This window comes from Pseudomonas sp. V88_4 (assembly GCF_029967985.1).
Taxonomy (GTDB): Bacteria; Pseudomonadota; Gammaproteobacteria; order Pseudomonadales; family Pseudomonadaceae; genus Aquipseudomonas; species Aquipseudomonas glycinae.
In genome coordinates, this window is the sequence record NZ_JASCAF010000002.1 from 191,788 (window position 1) to 212,437 (window position 20,650).

Below are 20,650 nucleotides of genomic sequence, written 5' to 3' on the forward strand. Positions count from 1 at the left end.
CTGTGGGAGCGGGCTTGCTCCCACAGTTTTGACCGTGATCAAAACTGATGAGGTAGCCGCTGCATGTATCAATACGATGATTACGACCGGGCGCTGGTGTTCGAGCGCGTTGCGCAGTTTCGCGATCAGGTCGAGCGCTTCATGGCCGGGGAGTTGAGCGAAGAAGAGTTTCTGCCGCTGCGCCTGCAAAACGGCCTGTACATGCAAAAGCACGCCTACATGCTGCGGGTGGCGATTCCCTACGGCACGCTGAGCGCCGGGCAGATGCGCACACTGGCGAGCATTGCCAGTGACTACGACCGTGGCTACGGCCACTTCACCACGCGGCAGAACATGCAGTTCAACTGGATCGAACTGCACGAGGTGCCGGACATTCTCGAACGTCTGGCGCAGGTCAACATGCATGCGATCCAGACCTCGGGCAACTGCGTGCGCAACATTACCACCGAAGCCTTCGCCGGGGTCGCGGCAGACGAGCTGATCGACCCGCGTCCGCTGGCCGAGATCCTGCGGCAATGGTCAACGATCAACCCGGAATTCCTGTTCCTGCCGCGCAAGTTCAAGATCGCCATCTGCTCGGCGAAGCAGGATCGCGCGGCGATCATGATGCACGACATCGGCCTCTACCTTTACCCCGGTCGCGACGGCCAGATGCTGCTGCGGGTGATCGTCGGCGGCGGTCTGGGGCGTACGCCGATTCTCGGTCTGCAAATTCGCGATGGCCTGCCTTGGCAACACTTGCTGTCCTATGTCGAGGCGGTGTTGCGGGTCTACAACCGCCACGGCCGGCGCGACAACAAGTACAAGGCGCGGATCAAGATTCTGGTCAAGGCGCTGGGCATCGAGGCGTTCGCCAAAGAGGTCGAAGAGGAATGGCACCACCTCAAGGACGGTCCGGCGCAACTGACCGAGGATGAATACCAGCGCGTCGCCAGTGCTTTTGTGCCGCCGAGCTACCGCACGCTGGCGGGCACCGATCTGGATTACGGTACGCATCTGGCGGAGAACCCGGCGTTCGCCCGTTGGGTCGCGCGCAACGTGCAACCGCATAAAGTGCCGGGCTACACCAGCGTGGTGCTGTCGACCAAACCGGGCCTGGCGTCACCGCCGGGGGACGTGACCGATGCGCAGATGCAGGCCATGGCCGACTGGTCCGAGCGTTTCGGTTTTGGTGAAATCCGCATCGCCCACGAGCAGAACATCGTCCTGCCGGATGTACCCAAGTCCGAGCTGTTCGCGCTGTGGCAGCAGGCGAAAGAGCAGGGGCTGGGCGCCGCCAACGTCGGTCTGCTGACCGACATCATTGCCTGCCCCGGCGGTGATTTCTGTGCGCTGGCCAATGCCAAGTCGATCCCGATTGCCCAGGCGATTCAGGCGCGTTTCGACAACCTCGATTACCTGCATGATCTGGGCGACATCAGCCTGAACATCTCCGGCTGCATGAACGCCTGCGGCCACCATCACATTGGCAATATCGGGATTCTCGGCGTCGATAAGAACGGCAGCGAGTGGTACCAGATCACCCTTGGCGGCGCGCAGGGCAAGAACAGCGCACTGGGCAAGGTCATCGGCCCGTCGTTCAGCGCCGCCGAAGTGCCGCAGGTGATCGAGCGGATCATCGGCACCTTCGTCCGTTATCGCGAGGCCGAAGAGTTGTTCGTCGATACCGTGGCGCGCATTGGTCTGGAGCCGTTCAAGGAGCGGGTCTACCCGAAAGCGCTGGAGGTGTCGGCATGAACAATCTGCTGCGAATGGAGACGAGCGGGGCGCGGATCGTGCTGGATGATCCGTGGACGCTGATCCGCTCGCCCGAAACGGCTGACAGCACTGAAATGTTGATTCTGCCGCTGGCCCACTGGCTCGAATCACCCTCGACTCACGCGGTCTGGCTGGGCCCGGACGATGGCGTCGAAAGCCTGCTGCCGTGGCTGGCGTCGCTGCCGCTGATCGCCCTCGACTTCCCGAGCTTTCGCGACGGCCGCGCCTACAGCCAGGCCTATCTGCTGCGCAGTCGTTTCGGCTGGAAAGGCGAGTTGCGCGCCATCGGCGATGTGCTGCGCGACCAGCTCAGCCACATGCGCCAGTGCGGTTTCGACAGCTTCGCCGTACGCGAAGACAAATCCGCCGAGGATGCGCTCAAGGGCCTGGCCGGGATGAGCGTGTTGTACGGGCGCTCGGTGATCGAGCCGCGACCGTTGTTCCGGCGTAGGTGATGCAGGGGAAACCCTTAGAACCCTGATGAATCGGGGATTTTTCCTTGGGTCGATGGTGGCCTTTTGGTAGAGTCCCCGTCGCCAGCGGGTTTTCGGCTGGACGACGGAACGAAGAAGGGAGTCTGAGCAGTGAGTCCGGGCAAAAAAATTCTGGGCCTCACCGCGTTGCTGTTGATGGTGACGCTGTGGGCCGGTTACATCTATGTGTTCAACGAAAACCGGGGCGGTCAGCTCGGTGGCGTGGGCGAAAGCACCGCGTGGTGCGGCACGCCGCCAAACACCGAAGCGGCGCTGCTGGGCAAGGATCAACTGACTCTGCGCATCACCAACAACCTGCGCGGCGAGTTCATGCTCAGCGGCGCGGTGGTGGTCTCCGAGCGCACGTTCAACCGCTATGACCTGGGCCGCAACGAACTGCGTCTGCGCCTGGAGCCGTTGCAGTGGTCGTTTGGCGTCACGCCGATCTTCCTCGAACAGGTGAAAGTCCTGCCCCTGAGCCGCAACCTCGCCTCGACCGACAAGAGCGCCTTCGCCGAACTCGAATCGCGGCCGATCAGCGTCCAGGGCCGGGTCACCGAATTTCCCTTCGACACCTATCGCTACGGCTACAAACCGGTGCTGTATTACCTCAAGGGCAGCGAGCGCATCGACCTGCGCTTCAAGAACATCACCACGCTGATGGAGATGTCCAACACCTTCATGCCGATCCAGAAATACAACCGCGCCGATTACATCAACGAGAAAAACTCGATGATCCGCGACGAGGACTACAAGGCCTACGGCCCCCACGAATGCGCGTTCAGCGTCGAGCGCAAGGGCTCGTTCAAGGTTGTGGTGCTGTTGATGCTGCTGGTGCTGTGCCTGCCGTTGCTGCTGGTGTTCTACCGCGATGAACCGGGGATCGACTTCCTCGCCACGCTGGTGGGAATCGGCGTGGTGCGCACGGTGCTGGTGGGGCCGGTGCAGGATTTCCAGCTGTACAACATTGATTTTCTGTTCGGTGCGGCGATTTTGCTGGTGGGGACGGTGTCGCTGATCAAGGCGATGCGGGCCAACAGCCGGCGGGAGATGGCGTTGAGAAGTGGTGAGACTTCGAGCTGGTAGTCGCAAGCCTTGAACACCTGTGCTGGTCCGGACCTTTCCAAGGTCCGGACCAGCTGTTGTGCGATGTTGTGGTTTCTAGTCGCAAACGGCGCGAATTTAGCTATACCTGTAACTCCCCCGACGCAATAAATTCGGCCTTCCGACAGGAGTTACAGCATGAAGCTAGCCGTAATGATGAGCACCCTGTGCATTGCTACGCTGGGCGTGGTGGGTTGCTCCAGCAAAACCGTCGCACCCGACGAGTACTCAGGCTTCCTCAAGGACTACAGCCAGCTCAGGGAGGCCAAATCCCCGTCGGGGGCCGAAGTGATGCGCTGGATCGACCCGAAAGTCGACATCGGCAAATTCACCAGCTTCTACGTCGAACCGACCCAGCTCTATCCCAAACCACAACCCACCGTAAAGATTCCCCAGCAGACCCTCAACGGCATCACCAGCTACTACGATCAGGCGCTCAAGCGTGAAATGGGCAAATCCCTGCCGCTGGCCTCAGGCCCCGGGCCGGGCGTGATTGTGGTGCGTGCGGCCATCACCGCCGTCAGCAGCAAGGCCGAAGGCCTGCATGCCTATGAAGTGATTCCGGTGGCGTTGGTGGCGGCAGCGGTCAGCACCGCCAGCGGCAGTCGCGATCAGGAGACCACGCTGGCGACCGAAGCGGTGTTCCTCGATGGCGGCACCAACAAGGTGGCGGCGCAGGTGGTGCGCAAGGGCACTGGCAAACCGCTGGAAAACGATTCGCAGGTGATGAAGGCCGATGACGTGAAAAGCGTGATCGACGGCTGGGCGTCGGACCTGCATCAGTCCTACCTCAAGCTAAAGGCCAAGTAAGGCTGGCTGCCGGATCGCTCATGGCGGGCGATCCGGCTGGCTGTCATCAGAACTCGGCTCTGGCTCGGCGGTTGTAGTAGCTGAGCAGTCCATCGTAGCGGCGGTTGATGGCGTAGAAATCATCACTCAGCCGTTTTGGCTCGGCGTGATTCCGCCAGTCCTTTTGCAGGGTATTCAGCGCGTCGAGGTATTCGGTCCCGGGCTTGCCAATGTACAACCACAGGTCCCGTGCAGCATCGGTCTTGTTCTGGAAACCGCTCGTTTGCGAGCTCAGGAAGGGCTCCCGACGATTCCAGGCCTGTTGCAGCTTCGCGGTGGTGTCCGCCAGCAATTGCGGGGTCAGCGTGCGGTTTTTCATGGCCGCTTCGAGCACATCGACAGTTTCCCGGGCCTGGATCATATAGGCCAGCAAATACCAATGAACGTCCCGGCCCTGGCGTGCTTCCAGCAGCCTGAGCTGTTCGGGCCGCTGCGCGGCGTCCAGCGGCAGGAGGGCTTGCCTGAGGCGTGTCGAGGCACTGGCGTAATCCTGCGAGACGCGCTCGATCATTGCCTTTTCTTCAGCGGACGGCTGTTGCGATGAGGAGATGAAGCTCGCTTCCCGGTAAAACCGTTGAGGCGGAAGCGTTGTCGTCACACGATTCAGCGCCAACGCATATTCATTGGCTACTTGCGCCAGCTCGGGTTGATAAGCCAGCAGTTCGAGTTTTTCGGTAAAACCTTGGGAGCAGACATCGCGCTGGATGTCTCGCACGTTGAGCGCGTCACTGTCCTCGAAATCGCTCAGGCTGGCGAACCATCGTTCATCGACCGGTGGACGTGGCTGGGGATGCTTGTAACGGTCGTAGGCCACTCGCCATTGCACGTCGATCCGGTTGATGCAGGCGATCACCGGGCTCAGCGCATTGGCCTGGGCGGTGATCGGCGCATCGCGCTCGTCCAGCCAGAGATCGAGCTGCAGGAAAGGGCGGCTCGCACTCGTCAGCGCCATCACCACCAGCGCGAAGAAAATACCGAGGCAAAACATCATTCTTGAGCTCATGGGCGGGCCTCCTTGCCGTACCACTGCTCAACGGTGGCCGGTGCGCTGCATTCGGGGGTAGTCGCCGGCAAGCGGCTGCACAGGCGTTCGGTCCAGGGTTGCAGGCCCTGATTGCGATTGACCGTGCCTTGGCTGGCGACCACTTTGAATACGCCGAGCACGAGGGCCAGCACCAGAATGCCGAAGATCGTCACGCCGACCTTCATGGCCGGACGGCTCTCTTCCCAGGACACCCGGGGCCTGGACTGCCAGCGGCGCACAAGTCCGAAGGCCGCCAGGGTCGCGGCGTACACCCCGCCGGCAATCGGGCCGAAAAACCAGCCGAGCCCGACCACCATCAGTGCGGCGGGCACGAGGTCGCGCAGCACGCCGAATGGCGGCGAGTCTTTGAGCAAGCGCGGGCAGAGGCCAGCGCTGAGCCGGTCATCCAGCCGCCATACGCGATGGGCAACGTTGTGTACCAGCCAATTGAGCCCGGCCACGATCACGCCGAACACCACGGTCGAGATCATGACGATATTGATCAGCCCGCTGAGGCGCACGCCCAGCGGAATGTAATGGGTGAACGCGCCGATCAGACAGGCCAGCACCACGCCCACGTAGGTCGGCCAGTCATTGAAGCTCAGTTCCCAGTCACGCCAGAAAAACGCTGTGCCGCCGGGCATCTGTGCGCAGACATTTGGGTGATTGGCGTACAGTTCTGAACTCAGTTTCCGGCACTGCGCCCAGTCTTCTTCGCGCAGGCGGCGGGCGAGTGCACGGCGGGCGCTGAACGAGCCGGTGCCCAGCAGCAGGCGGGCGGCGCGGTGTTCGGGGGTGACGGGCGGTTCCATGGCCAACTGTTGCTGGCTCGCCAGGTACAGCGGCGCATTTTTTCGCGCCAGCAGGCGTTGCCATTCACCGTCAGGGCAGGGATTCCCCGTGCTGCCGTGCCAGCCTTGATGGGTGCGCACCCGTTCGAAAACCTCGGGATACCAGACCGGCGCATCCAGCAGCAAATGGCTCAGGGTATGGTCGAACCATTTCTGATGTCGTTCGATTGTCAGCCATTTGAAATGTGCACAACGGGCATACGCCTGGAGGAATCCGTCAACGTCTTCCTGTTCGAGGGCTTCACGCATCGGTTGCGTGATCCGCGTGCGCTGCCGGGCCAGCAACAGCTCGATCGATTCTTCATCGAGCTCCAGGCGTTGCCAGGCGCTGAACCAGAAAAAGGTCGGCACCGCCCAGTCCACCAGCGTGTCGGAGGATTCCGGGTGCTCGATGCAGTGATGCAGCAGAGTGTCCTCGAAGATATGCGCGCAGCCTTGTTCGAGGGCGACGGTATGGCGACGTTTCAGCTCTTCAACACTGAGCCCGTCCAGCGAACGGGTCGCCAGTTGCAGGGCATCGACCTCGACCACGGTGAGGCCGCTCAGGTCCCAGGATTCTTCGATGCCCTGTTCCTGCGCTTGTTCTTCATGCTGCTCGTGATACTGCTGCCATTCCTTGTACGCCAGCGCCTGCTCATAAGCATCGCGCAGCCGTTGGAAACCCTCGGGGTCATCGTCGGGGCGGGTTTGTTTGAGCAGGACGGCATATTGGCGTTTGATAGCGCGCACATCGGCGTCGGCCGACAGGCCAAGGACGGTCCAGCAACTCATTGCGATGACAACTCCATAAAAATCGCGACGCGATCCAGTGGTGGCATTGTGATGTTGCGCACCCTACCTGTTTCGCGTCGAAAAGTCCCCGTGTCTTGCTCAGTCGTCTTCGGCCATGCAGAAAATGCTCACGTTCTCGATTCGGGGGGCTCAGTGTTTTTTGGCTTGCTCGCGTATGCGTTCTTCCTGCTCTCGCAGTTCCGGCGTGAACTCGGCGCCGAAATCTTCCGCGCTGAACACCTGGCGAATCTCGATTTCCGATTCAGTGCCGGGCATGGGATTCGGGCAGCGCTTGACCCATTCGATGGCTTCTTCTTTGGATTTCACGTCCCAGATCCAGTAGCCGGCGATCAGCTCCTTGGTTTCGGCAAACGGGCCGTCGATCACGCTGCGGTTTTCGCCACTGAAGCGCACGCGGGCGCCTTTGCTGCTGGGATGCAGGCCGTCCGCTGAAACCAGGATACCGGCCTTGGCCAGTTGTTCGTTGTAGTTGCCCATGTCGGTCAGCAGTTGCTCGCTGGGCATCACGCCGGCTTCGGAGTCGTGGCTGGCTTTGACAATGATCATGAAGCGCATGGTGTTTCTCCGCAGGTGAGTGAAGGATTCATGGCTTAGTCGAACGGCCGGGGTCTGAATCGACAGGTCGTTAAAGAAAAGCCGCAGATTGTCGCTTTCACAAGCTTCACTTCCTTTGGACACACGGCTGTGGCCGGCACTGGAGAGCGTGTATCCAGTTTTGTGTGCCAACACATGACAATTTCGGTTCAGGCATAGGTCGTCGGACAATTTCGTGGTTAACTTCCGCCTCTTGCATGCTTTCCCAACAACGTTAAGAAGGACTCCGTTCATGGCTCAAGTCACGCTCAAAGGCAACCCGGTTCAAGTCAACGGCCAACTGCCACAAGCCGGTTCCAAGGCGCCAGCCTTTTCCCTGGTAGCCGGCAATCTGTCCGACGTCACCCTGAAAGACTTCGCCGGCAAGCGCAAAGTGCTGAACATCTTCCCAAGCGTCGACACCCCGACCTGCGCCACTTCCGTGCGCAAGTTCAACGCCCAGGCCAACGAACTGGCCAACACCGTGGTGCTGTGCATCTCGGCTGACCTGCCGTTCGCCCAGGCTCGCTTCTGCGGTGCCGAAGGCCTGGAAAACGTACAAAACCTGTCGACCCTGCGTGGCGCCGAGTTCATTCAGAACTACGGTGTGGCCATCGCTGACGGCCCGCTGAAAGGCCTGACCGCCCGTGCGGTGGTTGTTCTGGACGAAAACGACAACGTCCTGCACAGCGAACTGGTCAAGGAAATTGCAGAAGAGCCTGACTACGATGCGGCACTGGCTGTATTGAAATAAGTGTTCTGAAACAAGCGCTTTACAATTGTTAACGGCCTGGCCCTGTCCAGGCCGTTTTCATTTGTGTATCAGTGTTTTGCCTCACACCTTGAAACGTAAGTGGAAGGTAAATTGCCGGTAAAGCTGCTTTGCTAAATCCCGGCCAGTGCTTATCGTTCAGCCTCCCGTAAAAGAAGCCCACGCGCCCAATGGTTAATCACTCCATGCAATCGTCTTCCCGAAACTCCCGTCGCTGGCTGTTGAGCCTGCTTGTCCTGCTGGTCATTGCCGCACTGTGCTGGAAATTCTGGCCCGCCGGTTCGACCCACAAGGAGGGCGGCGAGAAGGCGCAGGCCGGCCACACCGGTCGTTCGGGGATGATGCGTCCGGGCTTCGGCGGCGCTGCGGGGCCGATTCCGGTGCGCGTGGCGCCGGCAGTCACCGGGGACTTCCCGCTGTACTACAAGGCGCTGGGCACGGTGACAGCGCTCAACACCATCAATGTGCGCAGCCGGGTCGGTGGCGAACTGGTGAAGATTTATTTCGAGGAAGGGCAGATGGTCAAGGCCGGCGACCTGCTGGCGGAGATCGACCCGCGCCCGTACCAGAACGCCTTGCTCCAGGCCGAAGGCACCTTGCTGCAGAATCAGGCGCAATTGAAAAACGCTCAGGTCGACGTCGAGCGCTATCGCGGCCTGTACAAGGAAGACAGCATCGCCAAGCAGACGCTGGACACCGCCGAAGCGCTGGTCGGCCAATACCTCGGCACCGTGAAAACCAATCAGGCGGCGGTCAACGACGCCAAGCTCAATCTCGAATTCACCAAGATCCGTGCACCGATTGCCGGTCGCGTCGGTCTGCGTCAACTTGACGTCGGCAACCTCGTGGCGGCCAACGACACGACCTCCCTGGCGGTCATCACTCAAACTCAACCGATCAGTGTCGCCTTCACCCTGCCGGAAAACAGTCTGGACACCGTGCTCGCCCGCTATCGCAGCGGCGCCAAACTGCCGGCCGAAGCCTGGGATCGCGGCGACACCAAACTGCAGGCCACTGGCGTGCTGCAAAGCCTCGACAACCAGATCGACGTGACCACCGGCACCCTGAAATTCAAGGCGCGCTACGAAAACCGCGATCAGTCGCTGTTCCCCAACCAGTTCGTCAACGTTCACCTGCTGGCCGACACCTTGAAAGGTGTGGTGCTGGCGCCGTCGGCGGCCATTCAGTTCGGCACCAACGGCACTTTCGTCTACGCGCTGGATGGCGACAAGAAAGTCACCATCCGCCAGTTGAAGATCGGTGCCAGCGACGGCGAAAACACGGTGGTCACCGAAGGCCTCGCGGCCGGCGACCGGGTGGTGCTGGAAGGCACCGACCGCCTGAAGGAAGGCAGCGAAGTGGAAGTGGTCAACGAGAGCAAGGATGTGCCGACTACTCCGACCGAACACCTGCAAGGCAAGTCCGCCGCCACCGCGCCTGACGCCACGGTCACTGACAAGGCCAAGAAGGGCGCATGAACATTTCGCGTCTGTTCATCCTCCGTCCGGTCGCCACCACGCTGAGCATGCTGGCCATCGTGCTGGCAGGTCTGATCGCCTATCGCCTGCTACCGGTTTCGGCGTTGCCGCAGGTCGATTACCCGACCATCCGGGTCATGACCCTGTATCCGGGCGCCAGTCCGGACGTCATGACCAGCGCCGTCACCGCGCCGCTGGAACGCCAGTTCGGGCAGATGCCGGGCCTGACGCAAATGGCCTCGACCAGCTCCGGCGGAGCGTCGGTGCTGACCTTGCGTTTCAGCCTCGACATCAACATGGACGTCGCCGAGCAGCAGGTGCAGGCCGCGATCAACGCCGCGACCAACCTGTTGCCGACCGACTTGCCGGCGCCGCCGGTGTACAACAAGGTCAACCCGGCGGACACCCCGGTGCTGACCCTGGCCATCACCTCGAAAACCATGTTGCTGCCCAAACTCAATGATCTGGTCGATACGCGCATGGCGCAGAAAATCGCCCAGATCAGCGGCGTCGGCATGGTCAGCATCGCCGGCGGCCAGCGTCAGGCGGTGCGGATCAAGGTCAATCCGGAGGCGCTTGCGGCCAACGGTCTGAACCTGTCGGACGTGCGCACGCTGATCAGTGCGTCCAACGTCAATCAGCCCAAGGGCAACTTCGACGGCCCGACTCGAGTGTCGATGCTCGACGCCAACGACCAGCTGACGTCGCCCAAGGACTACGCCAACCTGATCCTGGCCTACGCCAACGGCGCGCCGCTGCGGCTCAAGGATGTCGCGCAGATCGTCGACGGCGCCGAGAACGAGCGTCTGGCGGCGTGGGCCAACCAGAATCAGGCCGTGCTGCTGAACATCCAGCGTCAGCCGGGCGCCAACGTGATCGAGGTGGTCGACCGGATCAAGGCGCTGCTGCCGAGCATCACTGACAACCTGCCGGCCGGTCTCGACGTGGTCGTGCTGACCGACCGCACCCAGACCATCCGCGCTTCCGTCACCGACGTGCAACATGAATTGCTGATCGCCATTGCGCTGGTGGTGATGGTGACGTTCCTGTTCCTGCGCCGCGCCAGTGCGACGATCATTCCGTCGGTGGCCGTGCCGCTGTCGCTGATCGGTACGTTCGGCGTGATGTACCTCGCTGGCTTCTCGGTCAACAACCTGACGCTGATGGCATTGACCATCGCCACCGGTTTCGTGGTCGACGATGCGATCGTGATGCTGGAGAACATCGCGCGTTTCATCGAGGAAGGCGACAGTCCGATGCAGGCCGCGCTCAAGGGTGCGAAGCAGATCGGTTTCACCCTGATCTCCCTGACCCTGTCGCTGATTGCGGTTCTGATTCCGCTGCTGTTCATGGCCGACGTGGTGGGGCGGTTGTTCCGTGAGTTCGCCATCACCCTGGCGGTGGCGATCCTGATTTCTCTGGTGGTCTCGCTGACCCTGACGCCGATGATGTGCGCGCGTCTGCTCAAGCGCGAGCCGGAAGCACATGAGCAGGGCCGTTTCTACCGCGCCAGTGGTGCGTTCATTGACTGGATGATTGCCGCTTACGGCCGCAAGTTGCAGTGGGTGCTCAAGCATCAGCCGCTGACCCTGCTGGTGGCCATCGGCACACTGGCCCTGACCGTGTTCCTTTATATGGTGGTGCCCAAGGGCTTCTTCCCGGTGCAGGACACCGGGGTGATCCAGGGCATTTCCGAAGCGCCGCAGTCGATTTCCTTTGCCGCCATGGGCGAGCGTCAGCAGGCGCTGGCCAAGGTGATTCTGGAAGATCCGGCGGTGGAAAGCCTGTCGTCCTACATCGGTGTCGACGGCGACAATGCCACGCTCAACAGCGGTCGGTTGCTGATCAACCTCAAACCCCATGGCCAGCGTGACCTGACGGCGACTGAAGTGATTGCTCGCCTGCAACCACAACTGGACAAGCTTGTCGGCATCCGTCTGTTCATGCAGCCGGTGCAGGATTTGACCATCGAAGACCGCGTCAGCCGTACCCAATACCAGTTCAGCATGTCGTCGCCGGATTCCGAATTGCTCAGCCTGTGGAGCGGCCGTCTGGTCGAGGCCCTGGCCCAGCGCCCGGAACTGACCGACGTCGCCAGCGACTTGCAGGACAAGGGCTTGCAGGTGTTCCTGGTGATCGACCGCGACGCCGCTTCACGATTGGGCGTGTCGGTGTCGAACATCACCGATGCGCTGTACGACGCGTTCGGCCAGCGGCAGATCTCGACCATCTATACCCAGGCCAGCCAGTACCGCGTGGTGCTGCAGGCTCAGGCCGGGGAGAAGATCGGTCCGCAGGCGCTGGATCAGATTCACGTCAAGACCACCGACGGCGGTCAGGTGCGATTGTCGAGCCTGGCCCACGTCGAGGAACGGCAGGCGCAACTGGCGATCACCCACATCGGCCAGTTCCCGGCGGTGATGATGTCGTTCAATCTCGCACCCGGCGTGGCGCTGGGGCATGCAGTGGACATCATCGAGCAGGTGCAGAAGGACATCGGCATGCCGATCGGCGTGCAGACCCAGTTCCAGGGCGCCGCCGAAGCGTTCCAGGCATCGCTGTCGAGCACCTTGCTGCTGATTCTGGCGGCGGTGGTGACCATGTACATCGTGCTCGGCGTGCTCTACGAGAGCTACATTCACCCGATCACCATTCTCTCGACCTTGCCGTCGGCGGCGGTCGGGGCCTTGCTGGCGTTGCTGCTCAGTGGCAATGATCTGGGCATGATCGCGATCATCGGCATCATCCTGCTGATCGGTATCGTGAAGAAGAACGCGATCATGATGATCGACTTCGCCCTCGACGCCGAACGCACTCAGGGCATGGCGCCGGAGCAGGCGATCTATCAGGCGGCGCTGTTGCGCTTCCGGCCGATTCTGATGACCACGCTGGCTGCGCTGTTCGGCGCGGTGCCGCTGATGCTGGCCACCGGTTCCGGCGCTGAATTGCGTCAGCCGCTGGGTCTGGTGATGGTCGGCGGGTTGCTGGTGAGTCAGGTGCTGACCTTATTCACGACGCCCGTGATTTACCTGGCTTTTGATCGGTTGGGACGGCGTTGGGCGAAGTCCGGCACAGGAGAGGTTGCGTGAAGGGCGACGTGAATACAGCTGCAAGCGTCAAGCTTCGAGTTGCAAGAGAAGAGCGTACCGAAAGCTTGTTTTCAGCTTGCGGCTTGCAGCTTGCCGCTAGTGGTTGCCACCTATGAATCTTTCGGGTCCTTTCATCAAACGCCCCGTGGCAACCATGCTGCTTTCATTGGCGATCATGCTGCTGGGCGGTGTGAGCTTCGGCCTGCTGCCAGTGTCGCCGCTGCCGCAAATGGATTTCCCGGTGATCGTGGTGCAGGCCAGCCTGCCCGGCGCCAGTCCGGAGGTCATGGCGTCCACCGTGGCCACGCCGCTGGAGCGCTCGTTCGGCGCCATCGCCGGCGTCAACACCATGAGCAGCCGTTCCAGCCAGGGCTCGACCCGGGTCATCCTGCAATTTGACCTCGACCGCGACATCAATGGCGCGGCGCGGGAAGTGCAGGCGGCGATCAACGCCTCGCGCAACCTGCTGCCGAGCGGGATGCGCAGCATGCCGACCTACAAGAAGGTCAACCCGTCGCAGGCTCCGATCATGGTGCTGTCGCTGACCTCGGACGTGCTGGAAAAAGGCCAGCTCTATGACCTGGCCTCGACCATCCTGTCCCAGAGCCTGTCTCAGGTGCAGGGCGTCGGTGAAGTGCAGATCGGCGGCAGCTCCTTGCCCGCGGTCCGTATCGAACTCGAACCCCAGGCGCTGAACCAGTACGGTGTGGCGCTGGACGATGTGCGCAAGACCATCGCCGAAGCCAACGTGCGCCGGCCCAAAGGCTCGGTCGAGGATGACCAACGCCTGTGGCAGATCCAGGCCAACGATCAGTTGGAGAAGGCCAAGGATTACGAATCGCTGATCATCCACTACAACGGTGGCGCGGCGCTGCGCCTGAAAGACGTGGCCAAGGTCAGCGACGGCGTGGAAGACCGCTACAACAGCGGTTTTTTCAACGATGACGCGGCAGTGTTGCTGGTGATCAACCGCCAGGCCGGCGCCAACATCATCGAGACGGTCAACGAGATCAAGGCACAGTTGCCGGCGTTGCAGGCGGTGTTGCCGGCCAGCGTAAAACTGAACCTGGCGATGGATCGCTCGCCGGTGATCAAGGCCACCCTGCACGAAGCGGAAATGACCCTGCTGATTGCCGTGGCCCTGGTGATTCTGGTGGTGTTCCTGTTCCTCGGTAATTTCCGTGCGTCCCTGATTCCGACGTTGGCGGTGCCGGTGTCGCTGGTCGGCACTTTTGCGGTGATGTACCTCTACGGATTCTCGCTGAACAACCTGTCGCTGATGGCGCTGATCCTCGCCACCGGGCTGGTGGTGGACGACGCCATCGTGGTGCTGGAGAACATTTCCCGGCACATCGACGAAGGCGTCAAACCGATGAAGGCCGCGTACCTCGGGGCCAAGGAAGTCGGTTTCACCTTGCTGTCGATGAACGTCTCGCTGGTGGCGGTGTTTCTGTCGATCCTGTTCATGGGCGGGATCATCGAAAGCCTGTTCCGCGAATTTTCCATCACCCTGGCGGCTGCCATCGTGGTGTCGCTGGTGGTTTCCCTGACGCTGACGCCGATGCTCTGCGCCCGCTGGCTCAAACCCCATAAGCCGGGTGAGGAAAACCGCCTGCAACGCTGGAGCCGCCGCACCAACGACTGGATGGTCGGCAAGTACGCCACCAGCCTCGACTGGGTATTGCGCCACCGTCGCCTGACCTTGCTCAGCCTGATCATCACCGTCGGAGTGAACGTCGCCCTGTATGTGGTGGTGCCGAAGACCTTCATGCCGCAACAGGACACCGGCCAGTTGATCGGTTTCGTGCGCGGTGACGACGGCCTGTCGTTCAGTGTGATGCAGCCGAAAATGGAGACGTTCCGCCGCGCCGTGCTCAAGGATGACGCGGTCGAGAGTGTGGCCGGGTTCATTGGTGGCACCAACGGCACCAACAACGCCTTCATGCTGGTACGCCTGAAGCCGATCAAGGAGCGCAATATCTCGGCACAGAAGGTTATCGAGCGCCTGCGCAAGGAAATGCCCAAGGTGGCCGGTGCGCAGTTGATGCTGATGGCCGACCAGGACCTGCAATTCGGCGGCGGTCGCGAGCAGACCACTTCGCAGTACAGCTACATCCTGCAAGGCGGTGATCTGGGTGAGTTGCGCGAGTGGTATCCGAAAGTGGTCACCGCGCTCAGGGCCTTGCCCGAGCTGACGGCCATCGACGCCCGCGAAGGCGCGGGCGCGCAGCAGGTGACATTGATTGTCGACCGCGATCAGGCCAAGCGCCTGGGCGTGGACATGGAAATGGTCACGGCGGTGCTCAACAACGCCTACAGCCAGCGGCAGATTTCCACGATCTACGACAGCCTCAACCAGTATCAGGTGGTGATGGAGGTCAATCCGAAATACGCCCAGGATCCGGTGACGCTCAAGCAGGTTCAGGTGATCACCGCCGACGGTGCGCGGATTCCGCTATCGACCTTCGCTCATTATGAAAACAGCCTGGAAGACGACCGGGTCAGCCATGAAGGCCAGTTTGCTTCCGAGAGCATTTCCTTCGACATGGCCGAAGGCGTGACCGTGGAGCAGGGCAGTGCCGCCATCGAGCGGGCGATTGCCAGGCTTGGCCTGCCGGAAGACGTGATCGTGAAAATGGCCGGCACCGCCGATGCATTCGCCGCCACCCAGAAGAGCCAGCCGTTCATGATCCTCGGTGCGCTGCTGGCGGTGTATCTGGTGCTGGGCGTGCTGTATGAGAGCTACATTCACCCGCTTACGATCCTGTCGACGCTGCCGTCGGCCGGGGTCGGCGCGTTGCTGTCGATCTATGTGCTGGGCGGCGAGTTCAGCCTGATCTCGCTGCTCGGGCTGTTCCTGTTGATCGGCGTGGTGAAGAAGAACGCGATCCTGATGATCGACCTGGCGCTGCAACTGGAACGCCATCAAGGCATGGCGCCGCTGGAATCGATCCGCAGCGCCTGTCTGCAACGCCTGCGACCGATCCTGATGACCACGCTGGCGGCGATCCTCGGCGCCTTGCCGTTATTGCTCGGCCGGGCCGAAGGCGCGGAAATGCGCCAGCCGCTGGGCCTGACCATCATCGGCGGGCTGATTTTCAGTCAGGTGCTGACCCTTTACACCACGCCTGTGGTTTACCTCTATCTCGACAAGCTGCGCCATCGTTTCAACAAATGGCGTGGCGTGCGCACTGATGCCGCTCTGGAAACTCCGCTATGAATGACCGTTCGCTTATCCAACTGGCCAGTGTCCGCGGCTCGCGTCTGCTGAGCCTGTCTCTGTGCGTGGCGATGCTCAGTGCCTGCGCCGTCGGCCCGGACTACCAGCGCCCGCAGACCGCCGAAATCGCCCAGTACAAGGAAGCCGAAGGCTGGCGTCAGGCCAATCCGAGCGATTCCTTGGCACGCGGCGCCTGGTGGGAGCTGTATGGCGATCGTCAGCTCAACCAACTGATCGAGAAGCTCAACAGCTCCAACCAGACCGTCGCCCAGTCCGAGGCCCAGTACCGTCAGGCCCAGGCGTTGGTACGCAGTGCACGCGGGGCGTTTTATCCGAGCGTTGATTTGAGTGCCGGCAAGACCCGCTCCAGCCAGGGCACCGGCAGCAGCAGTTCGAGTCTGAGCAGTTCCTCCAGCGGCATTCGTGACACGTACAACGCGCAACTGGGCGTGAGTTGGGAAGCGGATGTCTGGGGCAAATTGCGTCGGGGCCTGGAAGCCAATGAAGCCAGTGCCCAGGCGAGCTTCGCCGATCTGGCGGCGATGCGTCTGAGCCAGCAGTCGGAGCTGGTGCAAAACTACCTGCAATTGCGGGTGATCGATCAGCAGAAACGCCTGCTCGAATCGACAGTGGCCGCGTACGAGCGCTCGCTGAAGATGACCATGAACCAGTACAACGCCGGGGTTTCCGGGCGTGATGCGGTGGCGCAGGCGCAGACCCAGCTGAAAACCACCCAGGGCGATCTGGTGGACCTGATCTGGCAACGGGCGCAGTTCGAAAACGCCATCGCGGTACTGACCGGCCAGCCGCCCGCCGAATTCAATATTGCCGAGACTCAGGACATTCCCAAGCTGCCGCAGATCCCGCTGAGCCTGCCGTCGCAGTTGCTCGAACGCCGTCCGGACATTGCCTCGGCGGAGCGCTCGGTGATCGCTGCCAACGCCAACATCGGCGTGGCCAAGGCTGCGTACTACCCGGATTTCAGCCTGAGCCTGAGCGGCGGCTACAGCAGCAGTACCTCGCAGAACCTGATCAGCCTGCCGAACCGCTTCTGGTCGGTGGGGCCGAAAATGACCCTGCCGCTGTTCGATGGCGGCATCCGCTCGGCCGAAGTCGACCGCACTGAAGCGGTGTACGACCAGACCGTGGCCAAATACCGCCAGACCGTGCTCGATGGTTTCCGCGAAGTGGAAAACTATCTGGTGCAGTTGAAGGTTTACGAGGATGAAGCGGCCGTGCGTCAGGAAGCCCTCGAAGCGGCACGAGATTCGTTGCGCCTGACCGAAAACCAGTACAAGGCCGGGGTGATTGCTTATCTCGACGTGGTGACGGTGCAGGCCACTGCGTTGAGCAACGAGCGCAGTGTGCTGAACGTATTGCAGAGCCGTTTGATTGCCAGCGTGCAACTGATTGCCGCGCTGGGTGGTGGTTGGGACGGACAGCTGGAAACCTCGGATAACCGCTAGCCTGATAGATCGTTCCCACGCGGACGGTTCGATGCCTCGACGTGGGAACGATCTGCCGGCGAGGCGGACGATCTGCTCAAGACACCGAAATTGAGCCTCGTCAGACGATCAAACAAGCGTTTCATCGGCTTGATGGCCATTTGATTACTTTGTCAGTGCGTTCTTCCGCGCAATCAGTACAATCGCCGCATTTGGCCCCGCCGAGAACGGACGCAGTACGGCGGGGTGGTCACGAGAATCCTCATGCTCATCGGTAGCTATTCCTTCACGCTGGTTTTCATTTCGCTGTGTGTGGCGATCCTCGCTTCCTACACCGCGCTCGATCTCACCGGGCGCATTGCTACTGCCAAGGGCCGCGCCGTGCATTTGTGGACGGCCGGCGGGGCGTTCGCCATGGGCATCGGTGTCTGGTCGATGCACTTCATTGGCATGCTGGCATTCAAGCTGCCGATCAGCCTCGGTTACGACATTTCAATCACCGCGCTTTCATTGCTGATCGCCGTGCTGTCCAGCGGCTTCGCCCTGTGGCTGGTCAGCCAGCCGAAACTGCCGGCCTGGCAACTGGCCTTTGGCGCGCTGATCATGGGCGCCGGCATCAGCGCCATGCACTACACCGGCATGGCTGCGATGCGCATGCAGCCGGGTATCGACTACGATCCGACGCTGTTTGGCGCCTCGCTGTTGATCGCCGTCGGCGCCTCGGCAGCAGCGTTGTGGATCGCCTTTCGCCTGCGTCAGCATTCGCCTTACGTGCGGCTGTTTCGTGCAGGTGCGGCGATTGTCATGGGCGTGGCGATTGTCGGCATGCACTACACCGGGATGGCGGCGGCGCGGTTTCCCGACGGCAGTTTCTGTGGTGCGGCGCTCAGTGGCCTTAACGGCAACGGCCTCGACAATCTGGTGCTGATCACTACGCTGGCGGTGCTGGCCATTGCGCTGCTGACCTCGATTCTCGACGCGCGTCTTGAAGCCCGCACGGCTGATCTGGCCCATTCGTTGACCGTGGCCAACCGTGAACTCACCCAACTGGCCCTGCACGACCCCTTGACCGGCCTGCCGAACCGGATGTTGCTGGACGACCGGATCAATCAGGCGATGAAAAAGGTCAATGAGCAGGGCGGCTGCTTTGCGCTGATGTTCATCGATCTGGACGGCTTCAAACCGGTCAATGACGCTTTCGGTCACCACATGGGGGACCAATTGCTGCGCGAAGTGGCGGTGCGCTTGCGTGAAGATTTGCGCAGCCTCGACACGCTGGCGCGGATCGGCGGCGACGAGTTTGTCCTGCTGGTGCGCCTGGCCGAACCCAACGATGCACTGGGTCTGGCGGCACGTCAGGTCGGGCTGATCGCACAGTCGTTCCGGGTCGCCGAACATGACCTGCAGATTTCTGCCAGCGTCGGCATCGCCCTGTACCCCGGCAACGGGGAGAGCGCCCAGGAACTGTTGATGAACGCCGACGCCGCGATGTACCACGCCAAGGGCGGCGGCAAGAACGGTTACAGCTTCTTCGACGTTTCGATGAACAGCAACGCGCGCAAGCAGTTGCAGTTGTTGCAGGATCTGCGTGCAGCACTGGAGCACAGTGAGTTTTGCCTGCATTACCAACCCAAATTCCACGCCGCTGACGGTCACCCGGTCGGTGCCGAAGCGTTGTTGCGCTGGGAGCATCCGGTTCACGGCATGCTGATGCCGGACACGTTCATCGATCTGGCAGAGAAAACCGGTCTGATCATTCCGATTGGCGAGTGGGTGCTCAACGAAGCCTGCCGGCAGATGCGCGAGTGGTATGTACTGGGCCACACCGAATGGCGGATCGCGGTGAACCTGTCGGCGTTGCAGTTCTGCCACGCCGGACTGGTGCGCAGCGTGGCCAAGGCCCTGGCCACCCATCATTTACCGGCCAACAGCCTGACCCTGGAAATCACCGAAACCACCGCCATGAGCGACGCCGATGCGAGCATGACGGTGTTGCAGGAGCTGTCCGACATGGGCGTCGATCTGTCCATCGACGATTTCGGCACGGGCTATTCCAGCCTGATGTATCTCAAGCGCCTGCCGGCCAACGAGCTGAAGATCGATCGCGGTTTCGTCCGCGATCTGGAGCACGACAGCGACGATGCGGCGATCGTTTCGGCAATCGTCGCCCTGGGTCAGGCGCTCGGACTGCGTATTGTGGCCGAAGGCGTCGAGACCGACTCGCAACAGGACTTCCTCACGCAACTGGGCTGCGATTCGCTGCAAGGTTATCTGCTCGGTCACCCGATGCCGGCGGATCGCTTTCTGCAGGATGTCGCGCGCGGCAAACCATTGGCGGTGAGCTGAGCCGCTAATCGCAGGTCATGCAAAACCCTGCAATGACGGTTATTCTTGCCCCGACTGTTACGTGTGCATCGGGGGAAAGGCCAGCATGGATAAAGTCATTGTGATCACCGGCGGTGGTCGTGGAATTGGCGCCGCCACCGCGCTGTTGGCTGCCGAGCAAGGCTATCGGATCTGCATCAATTACCAGACGGACGAACAGGCCGCCCACCATGTGCTCGATCAGGTTCGGGAACGCGGCGCGACGGCCATTGCCGTCCGTGCTGACGTCAGTATCGAAGACGAAGTGATCGCGCTGTTTCATCGGGTCGACACAGAGCTGGGCCGGGTCACTGCCCTGGTGAACAACGCCGGCACCGTGGGGCAAAAATCCCGGGTCGACGAAATGTCCGAATTCCGCATCCTCAAAATCATGAAAACCAACGTGCTGGCGCCGATCCTCTGCGCCAAGCACGCGATCCTGCGCATGTCGCCCAAACATGGCGGGCAGGGCGGCAGCATCGTCAACGTTTCTTCGGTCGCCGCGCGGTTGGGTTCGCCTAACGAATACGTCGATTACGCGGCCTCAAAAGGCGCGCTGGATACGTTCACTATCGGTCTCTCAAAGGAGGTGGCGGGCGAGGGGATTCGGGTGAACGCGGTGCGTCCGGGTTACATCTATACCGACTTCCACGCCTTGAGCGGCGATCCGGATCGGGTCAGCAAGCTGGAGTCGGCGATCCCGATGGCCCGGGGCGGACGGCCGGATGAGGTGGCGGAGGCAATTGTCTGGTTGCTGTCGGACAAGGCCTCGTATGCCACCGGCACTTTCGTCGATCTCGGCGGCGGGCGTTAGACCGGACCACGTGAAACCACCTGTTTTTATCGTTGTCAAGCTGT

The 20,650-nt window shown here is 61.5% G+C and carries 14 protein-coding genes; 11 read left to right on the forward strand and 3 right to left on the reverse strand.

Annotated elements, in window-relative coordinates; translation table 11 throughout:
- The first annotated feature begins 63 nt into the window (after window positions 1-63).
- From QLG12_RS03555 to QLG12_RS03570, 4 genes are all read left to right on the forward strand, one after another.
- On the forward strand, window positions 64-1,737 hold the full coding sequence (locus tag QLG12_RS03555) for a nitrite/sulfite reductase (protein ID WP_282473926.1): 1,674 nt from the start codon (window positions 64-66) through the stop codon (window positions 1,735-1,737).
- Window positions 1,734-2,213, forward strand: coding sequence for a DUF934 domain-containing protein (locus QLG12_RS03560; RefSeq protein WP_197868240.1), 480 nt, complete (start codon window positions 1,734-1,736; stop codon window positions 2,211-2,213). The genes QLG12_RS03555 and QLG12_RS03560 overlap by 4 nt, the downstream gene beginning before the upstream one ends.
- Window positions 2,214-2,342: 129 nt before the next feature.
- Window positions 2,343-3,317 (forward strand): hypothetical protein, encoded by a 975-nt coding sequence (locus tag QLG12_RS03565; protein ID WP_197868239.1) that lies wholly within the window; start codon window positions 2,343-2,345, stop codon window positions 3,315-3,317.
- A gap of 156 nt (window positions 3,318-3,473) precedes the next feature.
- Entirely contained in the window at window positions 3,474-4,145 is a 672-nt protein-coding gene (locus QLG12_RS03570) for a DUF3313 domain-containing protein (protein ID WP_197868238.1), read from the forward strand.
- Between the two features lie 46 nt (window positions 4,146-4,191).
- Here the strand turns inward: QLG12_RS03570 and QLG12_RS03575 are convergent, their stop codons facing one another.
- The 3 genes from QLG12_RS03575 to QLG12_RS03585 form a co-directional block, all read right to left on the reverse strand.
- Window positions 4,192-5,187 carry a DUF3829 domain-containing protein gene (locus tag QLG12_RS03575; protein ID WP_197868237.1) on the reverse strand — a complete coding sequence of 332 codons (996 nt, stop codon included), beginning with the start codon at window positions 5,185-5,187 and terminating at the stop codon, window positions 4,192-4,194.
- Window positions 5,184-6,830: a J domain-containing protein gene (locus QLG12_RS03580; protein WP_197868236.1), complete on the reverse strand. Its 1,647-nt coding sequence runs from the start codon at window positions 6,828-6,830 to the stop codon at window positions 5,184-5,186. Before QLG12_RS03580 ends, QLG12_RS03575 begins: the two co-directional genes overlap by 4 nt.
- Before the next feature lie 150 nt (window positions 6,831-6,980).
- Complete coding sequence (locus QLG12_RS03585) at window positions 6,981-7,406, reverse strand: YciI family protein (protein WP_064381823.1); 426 nt, start codon at window positions 7,404-7,406, stop codon at window positions 6,981-6,983.
- Window positions 7,407-7,677: 271 nt separating this feature from the next.
- Here QLG12_RS03585 and tpx point away from each other — a divergent pair, with 271 nt between their 5' ends.
- The 7 genes from tpx (at window position 7,678) to QLG12_RS03620 (ending at window position 20,606) form a co-directional block, all read left to right on the forward strand.
- Window positions 7,678-8,178: a thiol peroxidase gene (gene tpx / locus QLG12_RS03590; protein WP_064381822.1), complete on the forward strand. Its 501-nt coding sequence runs from the start codon at window positions 7,678-7,680 to the stop codon at window positions 8,176-8,178.
- A 188-nt stretch (window positions 8,179-8,366) separates the two neighbouring features.
- Window positions 8,367-9,674: an MdtA/MuxA family multidrug efflux RND transporter periplasmic adaptor subunit gene (locus tag QLG12_RS03595; RefSeq protein ID WP_197868234.1), complete on the forward strand. Its 1,308-nt coding sequence runs from the start codon at window positions 8,367-8,369 to the stop codon at window positions 9,672-9,674.
- Window positions 9,671-12,763 carry an MdtB/MuxB family multidrug efflux RND transporter permease subunit gene (locus tag QLG12_RS03600; protein ID WP_039772386.1) on the forward strand — a complete coding sequence of 1,031 codons (3,093 nt, stop codon included), beginning with the start codon at window positions 9,671-9,673 and terminating at the stop codon, window positions 12,761-12,763. The genes QLG12_RS03595 and QLG12_RS03600 overlap by 4 nt, the downstream gene beginning before the upstream one ends.
- Window positions 12,764-12,875: 112 nt before the next feature.
- The gene (locus tag QLG12_RS03605; protein WP_282473927.1) at window positions 12,876-15,983 is read left to right on the forward strand and encodes an efflux RND transporter permease subunit; all 3,108 of its coding nucleotides are present in this window, start codon (window positions 12,876-12,878) and stop codon (window positions 15,981-15,983) included.
- Entirely contained in the window at window positions 15,980-17,449 is a 1,470-nt protein-coding gene (locus QLG12_RS03610) for an efflux transporter outer membrane subunit (RefSeq protein WP_236194963.1), read from the forward strand. Before QLG12_RS03605 ends, QLG12_RS03610 begins: the two co-directional genes overlap by 4 nt.
- Window positions 17,450-17,692: 243 nt before the next feature.
- The gene (locus tag QLG12_RS03615; RefSeq protein ID WP_236194962.1) at window positions 17,693-19,774 is read left to right on the forward strand and encodes an EAL domain-containing protein; all 2,082 of its coding nucleotides are present in this window, start codon (window positions 17,693-17,695) and stop codon (window positions 19,772-19,774) included.
- Between the two features lie 85 nt (window positions 19,775-19,859).
- Window positions 19,860-20,606 (forward strand): SDR family oxidoreductase, encoded by a 747-nt coding sequence (locus tag QLG12_RS03620; protein ID WP_039772394.1) that lies wholly within the window; start codon window positions 19,860-19,862, stop codon window positions 20,604-20,606.
- Window positions 20,607-20,650: the final 44 nt, after the last annotated feature.